Genomic DNA, 22,609 nt, shown 5'->3' on the forward strand with positions numbered 1-22,609 from the left:
TTTCACAAGCTCTGGCGCAGGCGCGCCAGCGTGCTGCGCAGGGTGTCGTTCTGCGGGTCCTTGGCGCGCGCCTCGCGCCACAACTCTTGCGCGGCGGCCTGCTGCCCCTTCTGGAACAGCACCTCGCCCAGGTGCACGGCGATTTCCGGGTCGCGCCGCAGCGCATAGGCATTGCGCAGGTATTTTTCGGCCTCGTCCAGCTTGCCCAGGCGGTACTGGACCCAGCCCATGCTGTCCATGATGAAGGGGTCGCCCGGCGCCATCTCGAGCGCCTTGGCGATCAGGGTGTAGGCTTCCTGCAGGCGGACATTGCGTTCGGCCAGCGAATAGCCGAGGGCGTTGTAGGCGTGGTGGTTGTCCGGCGCCAGCGCCATCACCTCGCGCAGCAGCTTCTCCATCACCTCGACGCGGCCGACCTTTTCGGCCAGCAGGGCGAAGTCGTACAGCAGGTCCGGGTTCTTCGGGAAGCGCTTGGCGGCGGCTTCCATCAGCGTATAGGCTTCCAGCAGGCGGCCGGCATCGCGCAGCAGCTGCACCTCGGCCACCGCCACCTGGGCCTGCTGCGCCGGCTCGATGGGTTTCAGGCCGGCCAGCAGCTTGCGCCCGCCCGCCAGGTCGCCCCCCTTGGCCATCAATTGGGCGCGGCGCAGCTGGGCGCTGAGCAGCAGCTCGGGGTCGGTGCCCGCGGGCACCTTGTCGAGCCAGGCCAGCGCGCCCGGAGCATCGCCGCGCTCGTCCGCGATCTGGGCCAGGATCAAGAGCGCCCGGGTTGGATCGCGCTCGTCGTCCGGATTGCGGCCGAGCACCTCGACGAAGCGGGTGAAATAGCCTTCGGCGGCCTTGGCGTCGTTCATCTGGGTGGCCAGCACGCCCAGCGCGTACAGGTTGCCGGCATCGTCCGGGCGTCCCTTGAGCAGGGTCTCGAACTGGGCGCGCGCCTGCGGGTACTGCTTCTGGTTGACCAGCACCCGGGCGTGCGCGGCGCGCACCTCGCGCGCCTCCGGATGGGTCTTCAGGAAGGCTTCCAGCATCGGGGCGATCTTCGCGTCGTCCCCGATGACCTGGGCCATCATGAGCACCGCGATTTCGGAATCCGGCTTGACGGCCAGTGCCGCCTGGGCTGCGCGCTGGGCCGCTTCCCGGTCGCCGCGCGCCAGGGCCGCCTGGGCGCGCACGATGTGCGCTTCGAAGGTGTCGTTGTAGGGAGCGATGACGCGCTCGAGCATCGCATTGGCCGCGTCCTTGTCCTTGGCGCGGCCGAGCAGTTGCTGGATCTGGAACAGCAGCACGCCGCGCTTCTCTGGAGGCGCTTCCTTCAGGCGCTCCACGAAGATCGGTTCGACGTCGGCGATATTGTCCGAGGTGACCACCATGCCGACGAAGTACTGGGTTGCCTCGTCCGACTGCGGGTCGAGCTCGCGCCACAGGCGCACGGCGGCCAGGGTGTCGTCGGCCTGGCGCGCGGTCACCGCCATCTCGGCCGCGCGGCGCGCCAGGCGCGGGTCGCGCGTCTGCTGGGCCAGCGACAGCATGGTGAGATACGGGCCCTGCCAGTCGCCCTTGCGGAATGCAAACTCGGCCTTAAGTAACTGGTTCAGCATGCTGCTGGTCAGCTCGACCTTCGGCAGCCGCGCTTCCACCTCGGCCCGTGCTTTCGCCTCAGCCTCCTCCTCGTCGTCCGCCTGCGCGGTGTCGGCGTCGCCGGACTGGGCCTCGGCGTCGGCCAGCGGCGTGTCCGAAGAGGCGCTTGCAGCCCCGGGCGCGGCCTGTTGTGCGGTTTGCTGTCCGGGCGCGACAGCGCATGCCGCCAGGATGCTGGAGAGGGTTACAATGACGAAAGCGTTTTTCAAGGCAATTCCATTCTGAGATGTTGTCTCTGATTCTACGCTCAAGCATGCGCCCGCGTGCACTGCAGCGCGTTTACTTAATGGCTGCCTAAGAATTTACACCACTCCCCTTACCCCATGCCTGAACTGCCAGAAGTAGAAGTCACCCGGCGCGGTGTCGCGCCCCATATCGAAGGCCGCGTCGTCGAAGGGGCGGTCTTGCGCCGCGAAGGCCTGCGCTGGCCCTTCCCGCCCGGCTTGTCCGAGCTGCTGGCCGGACGCCGCATCCTTGCTACCGGCCGCCGCGGCAAGTACCTGCTGATCGAATTCGAGCACGGCACCCTGATCGTCCACCTCGGCATGTCCGGCCACCTGCGCGTGCTGCCGCCCGGGATCGAGCCGCGCAAGCACGATCACTTCGACCTGGTGGTGAACGGTCCGGAGGGACGGCAGGTGCTGCGCCTGCACGACCCACGCCGCTTCGGCGCCGTGCTCTGGCATGGCAAGGACGAGGGCGAGCTCGAAGAACACCTGCTGCTGCGCGGGCTCGGCGTGGAGCCGCTGGGCGAGGGCTTTTCGGGCGAACTCCTGTGGCGCGAGACGCGCAAGCGCAATGCGCCGATCAAGCAGGTGCTGCTGGCGGGCGACATCGTGGTCGGCGTCGGCAACATCTACGCCTGCGAAAGCCTGTTCCGCGCCGGGATCAACCCGAAGACGCCGGCCGCGCGCATCAGCCGCGCCCGTTACGACCGGCTGGCCGAGGCCATCAAGGACATCCTGGCGGCCGCCATCGTGCAGGGCGGCAGCACGCTGCGCGACTTTATTGCGGTAAACGGGCAATCTGGATATTTCCAGCAGACATATTTCGTCTATGATCGTGCTGGAGTGCCCTGCCGCAACTGTGGGTCGCCGGTCCGCCAGATCAAGCAGGGCCAGCGTTCGACCTTCTACTGCGTGCAGTGCCAGCGCTGAACGTTACGAACACACAAAGATGCAGGATTTTCAACAGTATGGCGCCTGGCGCGCCGCCGTCGCGCAGCAGCTGGAGGGCTACGGCGCCGCGCTGCGCGAGGCCGCGCTGATCGACGGCGCCGGCGAGCAGCAGCTCGCGCGCGCCCTGGCGCGCCTGCGCGACGACCGTCTGTCGGTCGCCTTCGTGGCCGAGTTCTCGCGCGGGAAGACCGAACTGATCAACGCGATCTTCTTCGCCGACTACGGCCAGCGCATCCTGCCGTCCAGCGCCGGGCGCACCACCATGTGCCCGACCGAACTGCTGTACGACCCGGCGCTGCCGCCCTGCATTCGCCTGCTGCCGATCGAGACCCGGCGCCAGCACCTGTCCACCAGCGATTTCCGTGAGGACGCCGCTGCCTGGACCGTGCTGCCGCTCGAACTGGACGCCCCGGAGCGCATGACGGAGGCCTTCCGCCAGGTGAGCCAGACCCGCCGCGTGCCATCGATCGAGGCGCAGGAATACGGCCTGTGGGATTCGGACGACCCGGACCTGGCTTCCAGCCTGGGGGCGGACGGCACGGTCGAGATCCCGCAATGGCGCCACGCCATCATCAACCTGCCTCACCCGCTGTTGAAACAGGGCCTGGTGATCCTCGACACGCCCGGCCTGAACGCGATCGGCACCGAGCCGGAGCTGACCCTCAAGCTGATCCCGAACGCGCATGCGGTGCTGTTCGTGCTGGCCGCCGACACCGGCGTGACCAGGAGCGACATCGACGTCTGGCGCACCCACATCGGCGCCGGGCCGGGACGCCTGGCGGTGCTGAACAAGATCGACGCCATGTGGGACGAACTGCGCTCGCCGCAGGAAAACGAGGCCGAGATCGCACGCCAGCAGCACGATGCCGCCCAGCTGCTCGGCCTGGATGCTGCACGCGTGTACCCGGTGTCGGCGCAGAAGGCCCTGGTCGGCAAGATCAACGGCGACATGGCCCTGTTCGAGAAGAGCCGCCTGGGCCTGCTGGAAGCCGCGCTGTTCCACGACCTGGTTCCGGCACGCCGCGCCATCATCGCGGGCCAGCTGCGCGCAGACCTCGAGCAGCTGGCAGCCGGCCAGCAGGCGCTGGGCGCGGCGCGCATGCGCGACCTGGTCGAGCAGCTGCAGGAACTGAAAAGCCTGCGCGGCAAGAACCAGGGCGTGATCGCCCACATGATGCGCCGCGTCGAGCTGGAAAAGAAGGAATTCGACGCCAGCCTGTTCAAGCTGCAGGGCACGCGCGCGGTGTTCGCGCGCCTGTCCACCGAGCTGTACTCGACGCTGGGCATGGACGCCGTGCAGGAGCACACCGAGGCCGTACGCGCGGCCATGCAGGCGGCGCGCTTCGCGACCGGCATGCGGGCGCCGGTGCGCAGCTATTTCGAGGCGATGCGCGCCAACCTGAAGGCGTCGTCGGGCAAGGTCGGCGAGATCGGCGCCATGATGGACAGCATGGTCCGCAAGTTTTCAAGCGAGCATGGCCTGTCCCTGAGCAGCCCGATGTCGCTGTCGCTCGATCGCTACCGGCGCGAAATCGATGAGGTGGAAGCGCTGTTCCTGAAGCAGTTCGGCACCGCCACCCTGCTCATGACCAGCCGCGCCACCCTGCTCGAGCGCTTCTTCGACTCGATTGCCTCGCGCGTGCGCCACGTCTTCCGCGCCGCCAACACCGATGCGGAAGCCTGGCTGAAGGTGATCATGGCCCCGCTCGAGACGGCGATCCGCCAGCACCGCGACCAGCTGCGCCACCGCCAGGCTTCGATCCAGCGCATCCACGACGCCACCGACAGCCTGGAACAGAAGATCGCCGCCTTCGAGAGCAGCCAGCAGGCCTGGGACGGCACCCGCGCGCAGTTGGCGGGCATGGCGGAGCAGCTCGCCGCAGTATTGGAGAAACAAGCAGCATGAAACGCCTCACCGAATTCGACCAGCTGGCCGACCCGACCTTCTCGCAGGCGGTAATCGACTGGCAGCGCAGCCACGGCCGCCACACCCTGCCCTGGCAGAACACCACCGACGCCTACCGCATCTGGCTGTCCGAGATCATGCTGCAGCAGACCCAGGTGGCGGCGGTGCTCGGCTACTACGCGCGCTTCCTGGAGCGCTTCCCGACCGTGCAGGCGCTGGCCGAGGCGCCGAGCGAGGACGTGATGGCGCACTGGAGCGGCCTGGGTTACTACACCCGCGCGCGCAACCTGCATGCCTGCGCCAAGCGCGTGGTGCAGGACTACGGCGGCGTGTTCCCGAGCGACCCGGCGCTGCTGGCCGAGCTGCCCGGCATCGGCCGCTCGACCGCCGCGGCGATCGCCGCCTTCTCCAGCGGCGCGCGCGCCGCAATCCTGGACGGCAACGTCAAGCGCGTGTTCGCGCGGGTGTTCGGCATCGACCAGTATCCGGGCGAGAAGCGGGTCGAGGATGCGCTGTGGCGGCGTGCCGATGCGCTGCTGCCGGCGGAAGGCATCGAGTCGTACACGCAGGGCCTGATGGACCTGGGCGCGACGCTGTGCACCCGCAGCCGCCCGGATTGCCCGCGCTGCCCGCTGCAGGCGAGATGCGTCGCCTACGCGACCGGGCGCACGGCGGAACTCCCGGTACGCAAGCCGAAGAAGGCCACGCCGGAAAAGCGCGCCGCACTGCTGGTGGTGATCGACCGCGGGCAGGTGCTGCTGGAGCAGCGCCCGGGCACCGGGATCTGGGGCGGGCTGATGTCGCTGCCGGAGGTCGACGGGCACCTGGGGGTGGATGTGGATGCAGTGTCGTCGCCGGAGGTGGCCGCCGCCGCGGCGCAGTTCGGGACGGTGGACGAGGTGCAGGCGCTCAGGCCGCTGGTGCATGTGTTCACGCACTACAAGCTGCACATCGCGCCGTGGCAGGTGACGCTGGATGCACGTGGGAGTGCAACCGGCAGGCACCTGTGGTGGGACCTGCATGCGATCGGAGAGGCGCCGCTGCCGGCGCCGGTGAAGAAGTTGTTGCAGGAGTTGGGGACGCCGGGGTTGTTTGGGTGAGAAGCTGCCTTTCCACTACCTTCATTCCATTGTTGGCCTAAAAACCGTCATCCCGGCGAAGGCCGGGATCCAATTTCCCTCGCAGACCGCAAACGCTTGCGTGCACCCGCTAACGTGACGCAACGAACTTGGATTCCCGCCTTCGCGGGAATGACGTTCATGCGCTGACGACTGACGGTGGCGTCAGAAGTGATCGAGCGAAAAGATTCGCCGATGCTCCCTGATCGCATACCGGTCCGTCATCCCCGCAATGTAATCCGCAATCTTCCTCGCCTGCCGCATTGGATCCCCTTCCACCTGGTAATCGTTCGGCAGCAGCACCGGGTCCGTCAGGAAGGCCTCGAACAGCTCGCGCACGATGCGGCTGGCCTTCACGCGCATGCGGTTCACCTGGAAGTGCCGGTAGAGGTTCGCGTACAGGAAGCGTTTCAGCGCCGTGGTCTCCGCGCGCATCTGCGGCGAGAAGCGGATCAGGGGCGGCGAGGCGCGCACGTCGTCGATGTCCTTCGGCGCCGCTTCCTTGAGTAACGCAGCCGAGGTCTCGACCAAGTCGGCCGTCATCGCCGTGATCATCAGGCGGATCGTCTCGTACAGTGCGCGCCGTCCCGGCAGGCCCGGATACTGGGTCTCCACCGTATGGCGGTGGCGCGCGAACAGCTCCACTTCTTCCATCTGCGCCATCGTGAGCAGGCCGGAACGCAGGCCGTCGTCGATGTCGTGGTTGTTGTAGGCGATCTCGTCGGCCAGGTTGGTCAGCTGCGCTTCCAGGCTGGGCTGACTGCGCTCCATGAAACGGCGCCCGAGCTCGCCCAGCTGGCGGGCGTTCGCCAGCGAGCAGTGCTTGAGGATGCCCTCGCGGGTTTCGAAGGTGAGGTTGAGGCCGTCGAAGGCGCCGTAGTGCTCTTCCAGCTCGTCCACCACGCGCAGGCTCTGCAGGTTGTGCTCGAAGCCGCCGTAGTCCTTCATGCACTCGTTGAGCACGTCCTGGCCGACGTGGCCGAAAGGCGTGTGCCCGAGGTCGTGCGCCAGCGCGGTGGCTTCGACCAGGTCTTCGTTCAGCCCCAGGCTGCGCGCCAGCGTGCGGCCGATCTGGGCCACCTCGATGCTGTGCGTGAGCCGGGTGCGGAACAGGTCACCCTCGTGGTTCAGGAAGACCTGGGTCTTGTACTCGAGCCGGCGGAAAGCGGTCGAGTGGATGATGCGGTCGCGGTCGCGCTGGAACTCGCTGCGCGACCCTGCCGGCGGCTCGATGTGGGTCCGGCCGCGCGACTTCGACGAATGGGCTGCATAAGGGGCAAGGCGTGCGTCGAAGTCCATCGCGTTTACTCCTGGCAGGCGGCCACGCAGTTGGCCAATGTTGCCCGCAGGATCTCCGGCGGCACAGTCGTGATCGACGGGCTGCCCAGGGGCTTGAGCAGGATGAACTTGATCTCCCCGCCCTCGTTCTTCTTGTCCACCGCCATCAGCTCGATCCAGCGATCGAGGCCGAGGTCAGGCGCCACGGTCGGCAGGCCGGCCGCCTGCACCAGCTTGCGCACGCGCTCCACGGTCGCCGCGTCGATCAGGCCGAGGCGCGCCGACAGGTCGGCGGCCATCACCATGCCGCAGCCGACGGCTTCGCCGTGCAGCCAGGTGCCGAAGCCCAGGCCGGCCTCGATCGCGTGGCCGAAGGTATGGCCGAAATTCAGCACCGCGCGCAGGCCGCCTTCGCGTTCGTCCTTGCGCACGACTTCCGCCTTGATCTCGCAGGAGCGCGCGATCGCGTAGGCCATCGCTTCCGGCTCGCGCGCCACCAGCTTCTCGATGTTGGCCTCGATCCACTCGAAGTAGGCGGCATCGAGGATGGCGCCATGCTTGATCACCTCGGCCAGGCCGGCCGCCAGTTCGCGCGGCGGCAGGGTGTCGAGGGTGGCGGTGTCGGCGATCACGGCGCGCGGCTGGTAGAACGCGCCGATCATGTTCTTGCCGAGCGGGTGGTTGATGCCGGTCTTGCCGCCCACCGAGGAATCGACCTGCGACAGCAGCGTGGTCGGCACCTGCACGAAGGGCACGCCGCGCATGTAGCTGCTTGCCGCGAAGCCGGCCAGGTCGCCGATCACGCCGCCGCCCAGCGCCACGACGGTGGTCTTGCGGTCGCACTTGTGCTGGAGCAGCGCGTCGAACACCAGGTTCAGCGATTGCCAGTTCTTGTGCTCCTCGCCGTCCGGCAGGATGATCTCGACCACCTCGCGGCCGGCCGCGCGCAGGGCGCCGGCGACGCGCGCCAGGTACAGCGGCGCGACGGTGGTGTTGGTGACGATGGCGGCCTTGCCGCCGTCGATGTGGCGCGCCAGCAGCGCGCCGTCGTCCAGCAGGCGGGGGCCGATCGTGATCGGGTAGCTGCGCTCGCCCAGTTCGACGTTGAGGATGGTGGGTGCCGCTTGGTTCATTGCGTTCATCGGGTCGCTTGCCAGCCGGCGCGCGCGGGCGGACGCATAAGCGGCATCCTGCGCGACAAGCTGGTCCAAAATGATCTGTACCATCGATTGTACGTTAGGTCGGCCGGTATCGATGACGAGGTCCGCGATCTCGCGGTACAGCGGGTCGCGCTGGGCCAGCAGTTCCTCGAGTTTGGCGCGCGGGTCGGCGGTCTGCAGCAGCGGACGGTTCTTGTCGTGCGCGGTGCGCTGCAGGATGCTGCCGATCGAGGCGCGCAGGTAGACCACGGTGCCGCGCTCGGCCAGCAGCGCGCGGCTGGCGGGATTCAGCACCGCGCCGCCGCCGGTGGCCAGCACCAGGCCGTCCTGCGCGCTCAGCTCGCGGATCATGTCCGCTTCGCGCCGCCGAAAGCTGGCCTCGCCCTCGATCTCGAAGATCCAGGGAATCGACGCCCCGGTGCGCGCTTCGATCTCGTGGTCGGAATCGACGAAGCGCATGCCGAGCTTGCGCGCCAGCTGTCGGCCGATGGTGGTCTTTCCCGCCCCCATCAGGCCGACCAGGAAGATGTTGTTGTTCTTGGGATGAGGCACTGCCAGGTCCGCAGAAATGAAAAAAGACGGCCAGTATAGACTGGCCGCCTCTTGTTACGCCAAAAAATACCGGCGTGCTCAGCTGGATTTGAACGTGAACGCGCTCACGATACCCCTCGGCGTGGCGACGCGCACGACGAAGCTGCCGGCGGCGCAGGCAGCGTCCGGCTTGACCGTCACGTGGTGGATCGTGCCGCCGATCGCGTTGGTCGAGGCGACCAGGTTAGGCATGAATTCCGACAGCCCCAGCTTGGTCGTATCGCCACCACCCACGGTAGTGCCGAAGGGCAACGGATTATTGTTCCTGTCGTACAGGCGGAAGGAAAGCCTTTGCTCCGAGCAGCTCGCGCCCGCCACGCCCTGCACGATGCTCGGGTCACCGTCCGCGGCAGTCCAGTCGCGGCAGTTCGGGCCGGTACAGACCTGGCGCACCAGGTTCGCCTCGGAACCGCTGAAGGTCAGCTCGATCGAGCGGCGGATGTAGTTCAGTCCCCACTTGTTGTCGCCGGCGGCACTGTAGCTACTGCGGTTGTATGGGAACGGCAGGTCGCCCTTGCCGGCTTCATAGACGCCGTCCAGGCTGTCCTTCTTGTCCGGCTGCCCGCTCACCACGGCGTGGTTGCCGGTGTCGAGGAAGGCATCGCCCTGATCGACGAAGGGCTCGCCGCCCGACAGACAGGTGTCGACCAGCGGACGGTAGGGTGTCGTGCCGGTATAGCCGGTACAGGTGTACTGGCCATCGCCGTTGCTGTCGGTAAAGTCTTCGACGCCCTGCAGGTAGGCCAGCACGGTGACACGGCCGTTCACCGGCCGGAACTCCTGGGTACGCAGGTTGACGGTGCAGCCGCCGTTGCTGGTGACGCACGCGCCCTGGGCCGAACTGCCGACGGCGCCGCCTTCGGTGACGAAATTGACGGCGGTGTTGTCCGACACCGGGTTGCCGTACTGGTCGGCCAGCAGGACCGTGATGGCGCTGGTCTCGTTGTCGTAGCCGCCCTCGAGGTTGTACTTGGTGGCGCTCATCGACATGAACTTCTGCATCGGCAAACCGGTCGAGATGGTCAGGGTATCCGACAGGCCGCTGATCTTCACGCCGTTGCGGCTGGCTTCGGCAATGACGCGCACCGGGGTCGGGATCGTTCCCGACGACACCATGGTCATGACCCGGCCGGTGGAATCGGTGGTGGCGCGGGTCGGCGATACCGACAGGCCGCCGGTGCTGGTGGTGGGGCTGAAATCCACGTCCACGCCCTGCAGGCCGTTGCCATGCTGGTCGACCACGCGGAAGTTGATCTGCGCAGCCTCGGTACGGCCCTGGCCGCCCGATCCCTTCAGCACGATCGAACTGCCCGCCACGCTGCTGCCGGCGAACTGGATGGCGCCGATGTTGGCGGCGCCGACCGGGATGTCGATGCTCTGCGACGAGTTGCCGATCGAGACCGTGATGCGGTCGGTGCCCCTGAGGCAGCCGTTGTTGGTATAGGTGGCGGTCTGGAAGCCGTTGGCGAAGCTGCCGGGGACCAGGGTCGCGGTGCCGTCTCCCACGCACACGGAACTCATGGTGAGGCCAGGCGCCTCGGTCGCGGGCTGGCCGCCGCTCGATACGGGAATGCGCAGCGCGACGGTGCTGAACGCCGGCAGCGTGCCGCCAGGAGCAGGCACGAAGGCCAGTGTGCCGACCGTGCGCGGCGCGGCGCCGACCGAAATGTTGGTGGCGCCGGTGGCGGTCTTGCTCGCCACCACCGCAGTCGCGGTGATCGCGGTTGCACCGGCCGAATCGACGCTGGCCGGCTTGACCGCCACCACGGCCACGCCGCTGGCGTCGGTCAGGGCCGAGGCGCTTTCCGGCGTAAAGCTCACGAGGGTGCCTTCGCTCGCGCTGAACTTGACGATGACGTTCGGGGCCGGCTTGCCGGCCGCGTCCAGCACGGTCGCCTTGACCGAGGCGCTCTGGCCGCCGGACAGCGACGTGACGGCGGCGCCGCTGCCATTGGTCAGCGCGAGGCTGACTTTCGGCTCGCTGGTGGCCGGCGTGCCGGTGCCTCCGGTACCGGTACCCCCAGTGCCCGTGCCGCCCGAGCCGGTGCCGCCCGTGGCGCCCGGATTGCCGCCTCCGCCGCCGCAGGCAACGAGCATGGCGGCGGCAAGGCCGATCGCGGTCCAGCGGCCGATCGTACTCCGGACATCATGTTGTGGAGAGTAAGGCATGACTTCTGTTCTTTCTATTGTTATGTCGTTGTAATGTCTCGTTCGGGCGCCGCGCTCAGCGTCCCGCCGCCGCGTCGGTCACGATCTTCGGCGTGATGAACACCAGCAGTTCGGTCTTGGTGCTTTCGCGTCCGGTCGTCTTGAACAGGTAGCCGAGCACCGGCACGTCGCCCAGCAGCGGGACCTTGCTTTCGTTGTTGCGTTCGGTCTGCTGGTAGATACCGCCCAGCACCACCGTGCCGCCGTTCTCGACCATGACCTTGGTCTTCACGTGCTGCGTATTGATCGCCGGGCCGGCGCGGGTTTCCTCGCCCTTCGAGTCCTTGTTGACGTCGACGTCGAGCACGACGTTGCCGTCCGGGGTGATCTGCGGCGTCACTTCCAGGCGCAGGTTGGCCTTCTTGAAAGTGATCGAGGTCGCGCCGCTGCTGGTGGCGACCTGGAACGGCAGCTCGACGCCCTGCTCGATCACGGCGACCTGCTTGTCTTCGGTGACCACGCGCGGGCTCGAGATGATCTTGCCCTTGCCGTCTGCTTCCAGGGCCGACAGTTCCAGGTTGAGGAAGCGGTTGGCGGCCGAGGAGAACAGGCTGAAGGCCAGCGAGGACGCCGGCGTGCCGCCGATCGGCGCGGCCGGCAGGTTGACCATGGTGGTGTTGGTGTAGCCGTCGCCTTCGTCCGGGGTCTGTCCGGTGACCTGGCCCACGCCGGTCAGGTTGCCGCCGATCGCGACGCGCTCGTTGCCCTTGACCTGCCAGCCCGAATCGCCGCCGCGCAGGGTGCGCAGGTCGGCAAAGCCCAGCTTGGCGCCGAGGTTGCGCGAGAAGCCGTCGTTCGCTTCCACCAGGCGCGCCTCGATCAGCACCTGCTTGGAGGCGACGTCGGTCTTCTGGATCAGCTTGCGGATGTCCTCGATCTTGGAGGCGATGTCGGTCACGAACAGCTGGTTGGTGCGCGGGTCGATGATGGCGCTGCCGCGCTTGGACAGCACGCGGTTCCGGTTGCTGGTGTCGGCGGAAGCGCCGCCGTCCGGATCCAGGCCGAACACGGTGCGGAAGGCCTCGACCTTCTGGTAGTTCAGCTGGAAGATCTCGGAGCGCAGCGGCTCGAGGTCGGCGATCTGGGCGCGCTGCTCGAGCTCGAGCTTTTCCTTGGTCAGCAGTTCCTCGCGCGGCGCAATCCACAGCACGTTGCCGTTCTTGCGCATGTCCAGGCCCTTGGCCTGCAGGACCACGTCCAGAGCCTGGTCCCAGGGCACGTCGCGCAGGCGCAGGGTCAGGTTGCCGGTGACGGAATCGCTGGTGATGATGTTCAGGCCCGAGATGTCGGCGATCGCCTGCAGCGCGGCGCGCACTTCGACGTTCTGGAAGTTGAAGGACAGCTTCTCGCCGCGGTAGCCGCTAGCGTTGCCGCCCGGACGGTTCGGGTCTTCCTTGACCGGACGCACGTCGACGATCAGCTGGGTGTCGCTCTGGTACACCGACTGTTCCCATGCTCCCTGGGCGTCGATGGTCATGCGCACGTTCTCGCCCTGGGCCGCGGTGGTGATGCGCGAGACCGGCGTGCCGAAGTCGGTCACGTCGAGGCGGCGGCGCAGCGTCTCCGGCAGGCCGGTGCGCAGGAAGTCGACGATCACCTGGTTGCCGGCCTGGCGCACGTCGACGCCGACCTGGCCGTTCGGCAGATCGACCACGACGCGGCCTTCGCCGTTGCTGCCGCGGCGGAAGTCGAGGTCGCGCAACATGTGCTTTCCAGCCGAAACCGCGGGCGCGTTCGATGCGACCGGCATGCCGGAGGCGTTCACGGCCTGGGCCACGCCGCCCGAGCCCTCGACGGTGACGATCACCGACTTGCCGTCGATGGCGGTGGCATAGTTCAGCGCGCGCGCCATGTTCAGCACCAGGCGGGTGCGCGCGCCGGCCTGCACCACGTTCAGGCTGCGCACATCGCCGAGGTTGATGTCCTGCGAGGTCTTGCCGGTTGCGTTGCTGGTGGCGCCGAAGTCCAGCGCGATGCGCGCCGGATTGGTGATCGAGAAACCGATCGGCGGCTTGGCCGGCGCTTCGCGCATGGCGATGTTCAGGACCACGTTGGCGCCCTGCTGGTTGGCCGTGATCGATTCGATGGCGTTGCCCTGGGCCGCGGCGGCGCCCGCGGCAAGCGTCATCAGGACAGCAGCGCCGCAGCGCGCCAGCCAGGCCGGCACGGTGATGCGGAGGGTGCGAATGGTTTGCGTGTTCATGCCTGGGCTCATTTCCCGGTCTCCTTGCTTTCCGCCAGCTCGATCGTCGCCTTGCGCTCGACCCAGTCGCCGGTGGCGTCCTGCACTGTTTCCCTGATGTCGATCGCGCCTTCGCTGATGCGCGTGACCAACCCGTGATTCTGTCCGATGCGCTGGCCCGCCTTGACCCGATAGATCTGCGCGTCGATCTGCACCAGCGCGTAGCTGGCGCCGCCCTTCTGCAGGGTGCCGACCATGCGCATGACGTCGAGCGGGTAATGCTCGAGCACCTCGCGCGGGCGGCTCTCGTCCGGCTGCAGCGGATTGGTGCTGGTCGCCGCCATCCGCGCCATCTCGTTGAGCAGCTTGGCCTCGCTGAAGGGCTCGACCGCTTCGCCCGGGTTGTAGGCGTAGGGGACGAATTCCTTCGGTTCCGGCAGCGGTTTCACCTTCGGGACGGTCTCGCGCTCGACCTGCTTCATCCAGTCGCGCACTTCCTGCACGTCGCCGTCGCCGCAGCCGGCAAGCAGGGCTGCCGCGCCGAACGCGCAGACGATCTGCATCAGCTTGTGCGTCATTTCGCCGCTCCTTCCTTGACCTTCTTCTTGTCCTTGCGCGCCTTCTTCTGCGCGCCGATCTCGTCGGCGTCGAGGTAGCGGAAGGTCTTGGCCACCGCTTCCAGCTGCAGAGCGCCGTCGCGCGTCGTCAGGATCATGTTGTTGAGCGTGACGATGCGCGGCAGGTGGGCCATGTCGGCGGCGAAGGCGCCGACGTCGTTGTACTTGCCGCTCACCTTGATGTCGATCGGCAGTTCGGCGTAGTAGTCGCGGATCACTTCCTGGCCCGGCTTGAACAGCTCGAACTGCAGGCCGCGGCCGACGCCGGCCTGGTTGATGTCGGACAGCAGGTCCGCCATTTCCGACTTGCTCGGCAGCTGCTTCTCGAGGCGGACCACGTATTGGTCGACCTGGGCCTTCTGGGCCTGCAGGGCGTCGAGGTTGATCGCCTGGGCCATCTTGATCTTGTATTCGTCGCGCAGGCTGGCTTCCTGGGCGGCGAGCCTTTCCTGTTCCTGGAACTGCTCGCTCCAGTAGAAGAAATAGCCGAGGCCGGTGACGGCCGCCATCACGCCGGCCGCGCACAGCAGGCGCGGGGCCAGCGGCCACTGCCCGGGCTGGCGGCCCTGCAGGTCCTGGAACTGGGCGGCGAGCTGGGCGCCGAGGTCTTTGAGATCGATATTCATGGTGTTCCTGCCGCCTTGGCCAACTTGGCGCCCGGCTTGCCGTCGCCTTGCGCTTCCTGCTCGCGCGGGCGCTTGATCGCCACGTCCATCTGGAACTCGACGACCCGGCGCGCCGTCGCCTTGCCCTGGCCCAGGGTGGAGACCCGCACCTCGGTCAGGTTCGGGCGTTCCAGCCAGGGTGAGGAACCGGACACGTTGCGCAGCAGTTCGGCGACCCGCTCCTGCGACTGCGCATAGCCGTTCAGCGTCACCCGCTGGCCGTCCTGGCGGAAGGATTTCAGGTAGACGCCCTCCGGCGTCTGGCGCACCAGTTCGTCGAGCACGTAGACCGGCTGGTTGCGGTCGCTCTGCAGGTCCTCGACCGCCTGCTGGCGTGCCTTCAGGGCCTCGATTTCTTCCTTCAGGGTCTTGATCTGGCCGATCTTCTTGTCCAGTTCCGCGCTGGCCTGCTTGAGCACCAGGTTGCGTTCGTTCTGGACCGAGATGCGGCTGGCGTTCCAGGCGCCGACCAGCAGCACCACGGCGGCGCCGGCGACGCCGCCCGCCGCCAGCATGGCCACGAACGCCGCCTGCTTCTGCTTGCGCTTGGCTTCGCGGTGGGGTAACAGGTTAATGCGGATCATCAGCCGAACCTCCGCAGAGCCAGGCCGCAGGCGACCAGGTAGGCCGCGCCTTCCTGGCGCAGCTGCTGTTCACGCACGAGGGAACCGTAGGACATGCCCTGGAAAGGCGCCACGACACTGCTCGGAATGCGGGTGCGGCTGCCGATCAGTTCGAGGAGGCCGGGCAGTGCGGCGCAGCCGCCGGCCAGGTAGAGCTGGTCGATCCGGGTGTACGGCGTGGAGGTGAAGAAAAACTGGATCGCGCGCGTGACTTCCAGCGCGGCGCTTTCCAGGAAAGGCTGGAGCAGCTCGGCGCGGTAGTTCTCCGGCAGGTCGTCGGCGCGCTTGCGGGTTTCGGCGTCCTCGAAGGACAGGCCGTAGGCGCGCACGATGTCCTGGGTCAGGATATTGCCGCCAAAGGGCTGCTCGCGCTCGTAGATGGTCTCGCCGTCCTGCAGCACCGACACGTGGGTGGCCTGGGCGCCGATCTGGAACAGCGCCACGATCTGCCCGGGCTTGGCATTGGCGCTTCTCGCCAGCGCGGCGCGCGCGGCATAGGATTCGATGTCCATCACGGTGGCCGTCAGGCCGGCCGCTTCGGCGATCGCCACGCGGTCCTCGACCTTTTCGCGGCGCGCCGCGGCGAGCATGACTTCCATGTCTTCGGCCGAGTTAGGGGCCTGGCCGATCACGTCGAAATCCAGGCTGACTTCGTCCAGCGCGAACGGGATGTACTGGCTGGCCTCGGACTCCACCTGCACTTCCAACTGGTCTTCCGACAGGCCGGCCGGCAGGATGATCTTCTTGGTGATGACCGCGGCGGGCGGCATGCCGAGCGCCACGTGCTTGGCCTTGGTGCCGCTCTTTTTCCAGACGCGGCGCACGGCCTCGGCCACCTGCTCGATGTTTTCGATGTTGCCGTCCACGACCGCGCCACGCGGCAGCGGTTCGGCGGCATAGCGCTCCAGGCGCAGTTCACCCTTGCCGGCGTCTTCCAGCTCGACCAGGCGGACGCCCGACGTGCTGATATCGAGCCCGGCCAGCGGCGGACTCGATTTCCCGAACAAGGAACCTAGATTGATCACGAGCGTACTCCTCGGCTGCCCTCCTGCCCGTTGCAGGATCTTGTGTTGAACGCCCGCTTGGGGGTATGTCCTGTTAACTCAATGAGTTGGTGCATATTTATGAGGCACCGCGTTAGATCGTACTTAAAAGGATGCACCCAGACAAGATATTTCTATGAGGGAACACATCAATCCGGCGCGTGCGCGCCACACTCTGGCATGGAGTGTTATCACCCCTGCCACGACCGTTTCCAGCTTGCCATTGTTCCGCTTGCTTAGCCTTAAGTTCTGACTCAGCAGTCCGTGTGTCAGCTCCGAAAGCCCTGACTTATAATGGGACGGTTCAAGGGAGTAAAAACCAGCATGAAAGAGAAACAATCGCCCAAATCGGGCGCCTCGAAGTACAGTCCCAAGCGCCTGATCCTGATGGCCTTCGGGGCCCTCACCGGCCTGGCCGCCATCGGCGTGCTGGTGCTCGTGTTCGCGCTTGCGATGGCCTACCCGAACCTGCCCGCGCTCGACACCATCACCGACTACCGGCCCAAGATGCCGCTGCGGATCTTCACCGCCGATAACGTCCTGATCGGCGAATTCGGCGAGGAGCGCCGCACTCTGGTGCGTTTCAAGGACATCCCGGATGTCATGAAGAAGGCGGTGCTGTCGATCGAGGACGACCGCTTCTACGAGCACAGCGGCATCGACTACTGGGGCATCCTGCGCGCGGCGTTCCGCAACGCCACCACGACGACGCGCCAGGGCGCCTCGACCATCACCCAGCAGGTGGCGCGCAACTTCTTCCTGTCGTCCGAGCAGACCTTCAAGCGCAAGGCCTACGAGGCGATGCTGGCCTGGAAGATCGAGAAGAACCTCTCCAAGGACCAGATCCTCGAGCTCTACATGAACCAGATCTACCTGGGCCAGCGCGCCTTCGGCTTCCAGTCGGCGGCCCAGATCTACTTCGGCAAGGACCTGCGCGACATCAGCGTGGCCGAAGCCGCGATGCTGGCCGGCCTGCCGAAGGCGCCATCTGCGTATAACCCGGTGGTCAACCCGACCCGCGCCAAGACCCGCCAGCAGTACATCCTGCAGCGCATGCGCGATCTCGGCTACATCACCGAAGCCCAGTACGCGCAGGCCAAGAACGAGCGGCTCACGATCAAGACCGACAGCACCGCCTTCGGCGTGCACGCCGAGTACGTGGCCGAGATGGCGCGCCAGCTGGTCTACGAGCAGTTCAAGGAAGACACCTACACCCGTGGCCTGAACGTGTTCACCACCATCACCAAGGCCGACCAGGACGCGGCCTACCTGGCGGTGCGCCGCGGTGTGATGGAGTACGAGCGCCGCCACCCCTACCGCGGCCCCGAATCGTATATCGACATCCCCAGCAGCAAGGGCGAGGCCGAGGAAGCCATCGAGGCCGAGCTGGCCGAGCATCCGGACAGCGACAACATCGTCGCCGCCATCGTGCTGAAGGCCTCGCCGACCGAGGTGACCGCCACCATCGCCTCGGGCGAGACCATCAAGATGACCGGCCCGGGCCTGTCCTTCGCCAGGGCCTGGCTGTCGGAGAAGGCGGCGCCGAACCGCCGCCTGCGCCGCGGCGCGGTGATCCGCGTGATGCAGGACGACGAGTCGAAATGGGTCATCACCCAGATGCCGGAAGTGGAATCGGCCTTCGTTGCGACCAGCACCGAGGACGGCGCGATCCGCGCGCTGGTCGGCGGCTTCGACTTCAACCGCAACAAGTTCAACCACGTGACGCAGGCCTGGCGCCAGCCGGGCTCCTCGTTCAAGCCCTTCATCTATTCGGCTTCGCTCGAGCGCGGCCTGTCGCCGGCGACCATCGTCAACGACGCCCCGATCAGTTTCGATGCCGGCCAGACCGGCGGCCAGGCTTGGGTGCCGAAGAACTACGACAACCGGTACGAGGGCCCGATCACCATGCGGCGCGGCCTGACGCAGTCGAAGAACATGGTCTCGATCCGCATCCTGAACAAGATCGGCGCGCGCTACGGCCAGGAATTCGCGACCCGCTTCGGCTTCGACGCCGAGCGCAACCCCGCCTACCTGACGCTGGCGCTGGGCGCCGGCTCGACCACGCCGCTGCAGATGGCCGGCGCCTATGCCGTGTTCGCCAACGGCGGCTACCGCATCAGCCCCTACATCATCTCGAAGGTGACCGACAGCGACGGCAAGGTACTGTCCGAAGCGCGTCCGGAGCGCGCCGGCGTCGAGGCCAACCGCGTGATCGACGCGCGCAACGCCTTCCTGGTCGACAGCATGCTCAAGGATGTGGTGCGCTACGGTACCGCGACCAAGGCCATGGCGCTCAAGCGCACCGACCTGGCGGGCAAGACCGGCACCACCAACGATTCGGTCGACGCCTGGTTCGCAGGCTACAACCCGAAGCTGGTGGGCGTTGCCTGGATCGGCTACGACCAGCCGAAGAACCTCGGCAACCGCGAGACCGGCGGCGGCCTGGCCCTGCCGATCTGGATCAACTACATGGGCAAGGCGCTGAAAGGCGAGGAAAACGTCGAGCGCGACGTGCCGCCGGGGCTGATCCTGGCCAACGGCGAGTACTACTATGCCGAGATGCCGCCGGGCACCGGGGTGGCGACGCTGGACGTCGGCCCGCCGCCGGCGCCGGCCGAGCAGAAGCAGCGCGACGCGGTCAGGAACGAGTTGTTCTGATTTTTGACCGAATGGTAAAAAAATGGCGACCCGCGGGTCGCCATTTTTACGTCCGCCGCAAGGGAATCAGCCCATCGAAACGGGCGCCCCGCCCTGCTCCGTCACATACTGCGACAGCGAGGCGAACAGCTCGGTATCGTCGCGGGTATTGCGCCACTGGTCGCCGACGCGCTTGTAGTGGTAGCCGCCCGAGCGCGCCGCCACCCACATTTCCTGCAGCGGGGCCTGGCTGTTGATGATGATCTTCGACGCGTTGTCCAGGAATTCGACTTCCAGCACGTTGCCGCTGCGCTTGCACTCGACGTCGACCACGTCGTCGTCGTTCAGCTTGTCGAGGCAGGCCTCGATGCGGTCAAGGGTGCTTTCGGCCAGCGCCAAAAATTCGGATTCGGTCATGCTACACTCCAAAGTTCGCTAATCAAACCCCCATTCTAATCGTGAACTCCACCATCGCACGTCTTTCCGGTGCCGGCCTGGTGGCCGTGCTTCTCGCCGGCTGCGGCCAGACGGGTCCGCTCTACATGCCGAACCCGCCAGCCAAGCCCTCCGCAGCCGCCGTGGCGGAAGCCAATCCGCAGCCAGCCCAGCCAGTTCCATCGAATAACGCCTCCACCCCGGCCCCAACCAAGTAAGCTTACCCATGTCGCACTTCCAGTACCAGAACGGCGTCCTGCACGCCGACAGCGTTGCCCTGCCCGCCATCGCCGAACAATTCGGCACGCCGACCTATGTCTATTCGAAGTCGGCGCTGCTGGAAAACTTCCGCGCCTATTCCGACGCCTGCAAGGGCCGCGACGCACTGGTGTGCTACGCGATGAAGGCCAACTCGAACCTGGCCATCCTCGACCTCCTGAACCGCGAAGGCGCCGGCTTCGACATCGTCTCGGGCGGCGAACTGCTGCGCGTGATCGCCGCCGGCGGCGACCCGGGCAAGACCATCTTCTCGGGCGTCGGCAAGACCGTCGAGGAAATGCAGCTGGCGCTGGAAAAGGGCATCCTGTGCTTCAACGTCGAATCGATCCCGGAACTGCACCGCCTCAACGAAGTGGCCGGCAGCATGGGCAAGCGCGCGCCGGTGTCGCTGCGCGTGAACCCGAACGTGGACGCCAAGACCCACCCCTACATCGCCACCGGCCTGAAGGCCAACAAGTTCGGCGTGGCGTTCGACGATGCCCTGGACACCTACCGCACCGCGGCCTCGCTGCCGAACCTGGACGTGGTCGGCATCGATTGCCACATCGGCTCGCAGCTGCTGGACGACGCGCCGCTGCTGGAAGCGCTGGACAAGCTGATCGAGCTGATCGACACCCTGGCCGGCGAAGGCATCGTGCTGCACCACCTCGACATCGGCGGCGGCCTGGGCGTGAACTACGGCGCCGAGGGCGACAAGCCGCCGGTGCCGGTGGGCGACTACCTGGGCCGCCTGTTCGCCCGCATCGACGCCTGGCGTGCCGAGAAATACGAGGGCAAGCCGGTCAAGGTGATCTTCGAACCGGGCCGCTCGATCGTGGCCGATACCGGCGTGCTGCTGACCAAAATCGAGTACCTCAAGCCGGGCGTGGAAAAGAACTTCGCCATCGTCGACGCGGCCATGAACGACCTGATGCGTCCGACCCTGTACCAGGCCTGGATGGGCGTGCAGCCGGTCAGCCCGCGCGAAGGCGCCAAGCTGAGCTATGACGTGGTGGGTCCCGTGTGCGAATCGGGCGACTGGCTGGCGCGCGAGCGCGATCTCGCCGTCGAGCCGGGCGACCTGCTGGCGATCATGACCGCCGGCGCCTACGGCATGACCATGGCCTCGAACTACAACACCCGCGGCCGCGCGGCCGAGGTGATCGTCGACGGCGACCAGGTCCACGTAATCCGCCAGCGCGAGAATCCGGCCGATCTGTTCGCGCTGGAATCGATGCTGAAATAATCTGTAGGGTGGGCAGGTTTCCTGCCCACGCGGTGATAGTTAGCGATTGAAAAGCCGCGCGCGCTGATCTTGCTGCTGGTTGACCGCGTGGGCGGGAGACCCGCCCACCCTACGACACCGCGGCTTTATGCGTCTTCCTGGCCGCGCTCCAGTACACGCGCAATCCCAGCAGCGCCGCCACGACCAGCCCAAAAATGATCGGCTCCTGGAAGTCGTTCTTCCCCGCCTTCATCCACCAGAAATGCAGGATGCCCAGCGGCGCCACCACATAGATCAGCCGGTGCAGCCACTGCCAGCGTTTGCCGCCCAGGCGCCTGATCATCGCATTGGTGCTGGTCGCCGCCAGCGGAATCAGGAGCACGAAGGCGATGAAGCCCACGGTGATGAAGGGCCGTTTCACGACGTCCTTGAGCATCCCGGCGACGTCGAAGAAATGATCGAACCAGAAGAAACAGGTGAAGTGCAGCAGCGCATAGAAGAAGGCGAACAGCCCCAGCATGCGCCGCAGCCGCACGCCCCAGTTCCAGCCGGTGAAACGGCGCAGCGGCGTCACCGCCAGCGTGATGCACAGGAAGTACAGGGTCCAGTCGCCGGTGCCGCGCGTGAGGAATTCGAGCGGCTCGACCGGCACGCCCTGGAATACCAGCCAGGCCATGCGCAGGAAAGGCAGCAGCGCCAGCACGAACACCACCGCCTTGATCGTGCCGACCTGCTTGTTGGACGGAGTGAACGCCATCAGTAGAACTTCTTCAGGTCCATGCCGCTGTACAGCGAGGCGACCTGGTCGTAGCCGTTGAACATCAGGGTCTTGCGCTTGCGCTGGAAGAAGCCATCCTCGCCGATGCGGCGCTCGGTGGCCTGCGACCAGCGCGGGTGGTCCACGTTCGGGTTCACGTTCGAATAAAAACCGTATTCGCTCGGCGCCGAGTCGTTCCAGGCGGTGCGCGGCTGGCGGCTCACCAGGCGGATCCGGACGATCGACTTGGCCGACTTGAAGCCGTACTTCCAGGGCACGATCAGGCGCACCGGCGCGCCGTTCTGGTTCGGCAGCACCTGGCCGTACATGCCGACGGTGAGCAGCGTGAGCGGATGCATGGCCTCGTCCATGCGCAGGCCTTCCACATAGGGCCAGTCGAGCACGCCGCTGCGCAGGCCGGGCATCTGCTTGCGGTCGGCCAGGGTGGTGAACTCGACGTACTTGGCATTGGCGGTCGGCTCGACCTGCTTGAGCAGGTTCGACAGCGAATAGCCGACCCAGGGAATCACCATCGACCAGCCCTCGACGCAGCGCAGGCGGTAGACGCGCTCTTCCAGCGGCGCCAGCTTGAGGATGCGGTCGATGTCGAGCGTGACCGGTTTTTTCACCTCGCCCTCGATCGTCACGGTCCACGGCCGGGTGCGCAGGCTGTGCGCGTTCTCGACCGGGTCGCCCTTGTCGGTACCGAATTCGTAGAAGTTGTTGTACGAGCTGGCGTCCTTGAACGAGGTTTGCTGTTCCTGCGTCGACAGGGCCGCGTTGCGGGTGGCGGCGAGCTTCACGCCTTGCGCGAAAGCTTCGCGGTTGGCCATCTCCCAGATACCGCTGCCCACGGCTGCCGTGGCGGCGATACGGGCGATAAACTGGCGCCGGCCTTCATACACTTCGCGCGGCGTGATCTCGGACGGATACGGGAGGTCGATCCCGTTCGGACTGCGTTTGAAAAGCATGGCTGACTCCGCTACAGAGAGAGACTTCAGGTTACACCAGACGGCTTGGGCGCACGTTAGCGCCGGCTGCCGTCCGGCAAGGATGAGGCGCGGCACGCTGGACAAAAGCGCGTCAG

18 protein-coding genes are annotated in these 22,609 nt (G+C 66.7%); 6 read left to right on the top strand and 12 right to left on the bottom strand.

Translation table 11 applies throughout. The annotated features are described in order from the left end of the window. Positions 1-2: 2 nt before the first annotated feature. On the bottom strand, positions 3-1,850 hold the full coding sequence (locus ACK6C6_RS18055) for a tetratricopeptide repeat protein (protein ID WP_409268591.1): 1,848 nt from the start codon (positions 1,848-1,850) through the stop codon (positions 3-5). 114 nt (positions 1,851-1,964) lie between these two features. On the opposite strand from ACK6C6_RS18055, the gene mutM reads away from it, so the two are divergent. The 3 genes from mutM to mutY are packed head-to-tail and all read left to right on the top strand — an operon-like array spanning position 1,965 to position 5,825. Continuing rightward, positions 1,965-2,798: a bifunctional DNA-formamidopyrimidine glycosylase/DNA-(apurinic or apyrimidinic site) lyase gene (mutM, locus tag ACK6C6_RS18060; protein WP_036208840.1), complete on the top strand. Its 834-nt coding sequence runs from the start codon at positions 1,965-1,967 to the stop codon at positions 2,796-2,798. Between the two features lie 19 nt (positions 2,799-2,817). Then, positions 2,818-4,725 (top strand): dynamin family protein, encoded by a 1,908-nt coding sequence (locus ACK6C6_RS18065; RefSeq protein WP_409268593.1) that lies wholly within the window; start codon positions 2,818-2,820, stop codon positions 4,723-4,725. Next, entirely contained in the window at positions 4,722-5,825 is a 1,104-nt protein-coding gene (gene mutY, locus ACK6C6_RS18070) for an A/G-specific adenine glycosylase (protein WP_409268594.1), read from the top strand. The genes ACK6C6_RS18065 and mutY overlap by 4 nt, the downstream gene beginning before the upstream one ends. 183 nt (positions 5,826-6,008) lie before the next feature. Here mutY and ACK6C6_RS18075 read toward each other — a convergent pair whose 3' ends face one another. The 8 genes from ACK6C6_RS18075 to ACK6C6_RS18110 form a co-directional block, all read right to left on the bottom strand. Continuing rightward, a complete protein-coding gene (locus tag ACK6C6_RS18075; RefSeq protein ID WP_409268595.1) occupies positions 6,009-7,142 on the bottom strand; it encodes a deoxyguanosinetriphosphate triphosphohydrolase in 1,134 nt (377 codons plus the stop codon). Positions 7,143-7,147: 5 nt separating this feature from the next. Continuing rightward, entirely contained in the window at positions 7,148-8,791 is a 1,644-nt protein-coding gene (gene aroKB, locus ACK6C6_RS18080; protein ID WP_409269193.1) for a bifunctional shikimate kinase/3-dehydroquinate synthase AroKB, read from the bottom strand. 120 nt (positions 8,792-8,911) lie between these two features. Next, the gene (locus ACK6C6_RS18085; protein ID WP_409268596.1) at positions 8,912-11,041 is read right to left on the bottom strand and encodes an Ig-like domain-containing protein; all 2,130 of its coding nucleotides are present in this window, start codon (positions 11,039-11,041) and stop codon (positions 8,912-8,914) included. Positions 11,042-11,096: 55 nt separating this feature from the next. After that, entirely contained in the window at positions 11,097-13,283 is a 2,187-nt protein-coding gene (gene pilQ / locus ACK6C6_RS18090; protein ID WP_036208856.1) for a type IV pilus secretin PilQ, read from the bottom strand. A gap of 8 nt (positions 13,284-13,291) precedes the next feature. After that, positions 13,292-13,840, bottom strand: a complete 549-nt coding sequence (locus ACK6C6_RS18095) for a pilus assembly protein PilP (RefSeq protein ID WP_409268598.1) — start codon at positions 13,838-13,840, stop codon at positions 13,292-13,294. Continuing rightward, positions 13,837-14,505, bottom strand: a complete 669-nt coding sequence (locus ACK6C6_RS18100; protein WP_409268599.1) for a type 4a pilus biogenesis protein PilO — start codon at positions 14,503-14,505, stop codon at positions 13,837-13,839. Before ACK6C6_RS18100 ends, ACK6C6_RS18095 begins: the two co-directional genes overlap by 4 nt. After that, a complete protein-coding gene (locus tag ACK6C6_RS18105; protein ID WP_209589127.1) occupies positions 14,502-15,128 on the bottom strand; it encodes a PilN domain-containing protein in 627 nt (208 codons plus the stop codon). The genes ACK6C6_RS18100 and ACK6C6_RS18105 overlap by 4 nt, the downstream gene beginning before the upstream one ends. After that, a complete protein-coding gene (locus ACK6C6_RS18110; protein WP_409268601.1) occupies positions 15,128-16,192 on the bottom strand; it encodes a pilus assembly protein PilM in 1,065 nt (354 codons plus the stop codon). The genes ACK6C6_RS18105 and ACK6C6_RS18110 overlap by 1 nt, the downstream gene beginning before the upstream one ends. Positions 16,193-16,534: 342 nt before the next feature. Here ACK6C6_RS18110 and ACK6C6_RS18115 point away from each other — a divergent pair, with 342 nt between their 5' ends. Further along, positions 16,535-18,868 carry a penicillin-binding protein 1A gene (locus ACK6C6_RS18115; protein WP_409268602.1) on the top strand — a complete coding sequence of 778 codons (2,334 nt, stop codon included), beginning with the start codon at positions 16,535-16,537 and terminating at the stop codon, positions 18,866-18,868. Between the two features lie 66 nt (positions 18,869-18,934). Here the strand turns inward: ACK6C6_RS18115 and cyaY are convergent, their stop codons facing one another. Beyond that, the gene (gene cyaY, locus ACK6C6_RS18120) at positions 18,935-19,264 is read right to left on the bottom strand and encodes an iron donor protein CyaY (RefSeq protein WP_027867221.1); all 330 of its coding nucleotides are present in this window, start codon (positions 19,262-19,264) and stop codon (positions 18,935-18,937) included. A gap of 41 nt (positions 19,265-19,305) precedes the next feature. On the opposite strand from cyaY, the gene lptM reads away from it, so the two are divergent. Both lptM and lysA read left to right on the top strand, forming a co-directional pair. Then, entirely contained in the window at positions 19,306-19,500 is a 195-nt protein-coding gene (gene lptM / locus ACK6C6_RS18125; RefSeq protein ID WP_200879954.1) for an LPS translocon maturation chaperone LptM, read from the top strand. 8 nt (positions 19,501-19,508) lie between these two features. Further along, the gene (lysA, locus tag ACK6C6_RS18130) at positions 19,509-20,786 is read left to right on the top strand and encodes a diaminopimelate decarboxylase (RefSeq protein WP_209589124.1); all 1,278 of its coding nucleotides are present in this window, start codon (positions 19,509-19,511) and stop codon (positions 20,784-20,786) included. Between the two features lie 109 nt (positions 20,787-20,895). Here the strand turns inward: lysA and ACK6C6_RS18135 are convergent, their stop codons facing one another. Both ACK6C6_RS18135 and msrP read right to left on the bottom strand, forming a co-directional pair. Continuing rightward, positions 20,896-21,522 (bottom strand): sulfite oxidase heme-binding subunit YedZ, encoded by a 627-nt coding sequence (locus ACK6C6_RS18135; protein WP_409268604.1) that lies wholly within the window; start codon positions 21,520-21,522, stop codon positions 20,896-20,898. Further along, positions 21,522-22,493: a protein-methionine-sulfoxide reductase catalytic subunit MsrP gene (gene msrP, locus ACK6C6_RS18140; protein WP_027867224.1), complete on the bottom strand. Its 972-nt coding sequence runs from the start codon at positions 22,491-22,493 to the stop codon at positions 21,522-21,524. Before msrP ends, ACK6C6_RS18135 begins: the two co-directional genes overlap by 1 nt. Positions 22,494-22,609 lie beyond the last annotated feature (116 nt).

Source organism: Massilia sp. BHUDP2 (assembly GCF_046236355.1).
Classification (GTDB): domain Bacteria; phylum Pseudomonadota; class Gammaproteobacteria; order Burkholderiales; family Burkholderiaceae_D; genus Telluria; species Telluria varians.

What these genes read in the sequence shown, in the direction of transcription:
- mutM (WP_036208840.1), top strand. Translation starts at nt 1,965, where the DNA reads ATGCCTGAACTGCCAGAAGTAGAAGTCACCCGGCGCGGTGTCGCGCCC.
- ACK6C6_RS18065 (WP_409268593.1), top strand. Translation starts at nt 2,818, where the DNA reads ATGCAGGATTTTCAACAGTATGGCGCCTGGCGCGCCGCCGTCGCGCAG.
- mutY (WP_409268594.1), top strand. Translation starts at nt 4,722, where the DNA reads ATGAAACGCCTCACCGAATTCGACCAGCTGGCCGACCCGACCTTCTCG.
- ACK6C6_RS18075 (WP_409268595.1), bottom strand. Translation starts at nt 7,142, where the DNA reads ATGGACTTCGACGCACGCCTTGCCCCTTATGCAGCCCATTCGTCGAAG.
- aroKB (WP_409269193.1), bottom strand. Translation starts at nt 8,791, where the DNA reads ATGGGGGCGGGAAAGACCACCATCGGCCGACAGCTGGCGCGCAAGCTC.
- ACK6C6_RS18085 (WP_409268596.1), bottom strand. Translation starts at nt 11,041, where the DNA reads ATGCCTTACTCTCCACAACATGATGTCCGGAGTACGATCGGCCGCTGG.
- pilQ (WP_036208856.1), bottom strand. Translation starts at nt 13,283, where the DNA reads ATGAACACGCAAACCATTCGCACCCTCCGCATCACCGTGCCGGCCTGG.
- ACK6C6_RS18095 (WP_409268598.1), bottom strand. Translation starts at nt 13,840, where the DNA reads ATGACGCACAAGCTGATGCAGATCGTCTGCGCGTTCGGCGCGGCAGCC.
- ACK6C6_RS18100 (WP_409268599.1), bottom strand. Translation starts at nt 14,505, where the DNA reads ATGAATATCGATCTCAAAGACCTCGGCGCCCAGCTCGCCGCCCAGTTC.
- ACK6C6_RS18105 (WP_209589127.1), bottom strand. Translation starts at nt 15,128, where the DNA reads ATGATCCGCATTAACCTGTTACCCCACCGCGAAGCCAAGCGCAAGCAG.
- ACK6C6_RS18115 (WP_409268602.1), top strand. Translation starts at nt 16,535, where the DNA reads ATGAAAGAGAAACAATCGCCCAAATCGGGCGCCTCGAAGTACAGTCCC.
- cyaY (WP_027867221.1), bottom strand. Translation starts at nt 19,264, where the DNA reads ATGACCGAATCCGAATTTTTGGCGCTGGCCGAAAGCACCCTTGACCGC.
- lysA (WP_209589124.1), top strand. Translation starts at nt 19,509, where the DNA reads ATGTCGCACTTCCAGTACCAGAACGGCGTCCTGCACGCCGACAGCGTT.
- ACK6C6_RS18135 (WP_409268604.1), bottom strand. Translation starts at nt 21,522, where the DNA reads ATGGCGTTCACTCCGTCCAACAAGCAGGTCGGCACGATCAAGGCGGTG.
- msrP (WP_027867224.1), bottom strand. Translation starts at nt 22,493, where the DNA reads ATGCTTTTCAAACGCAGTCCGAACGGGATCGACCTCCCGTATCCGTCC.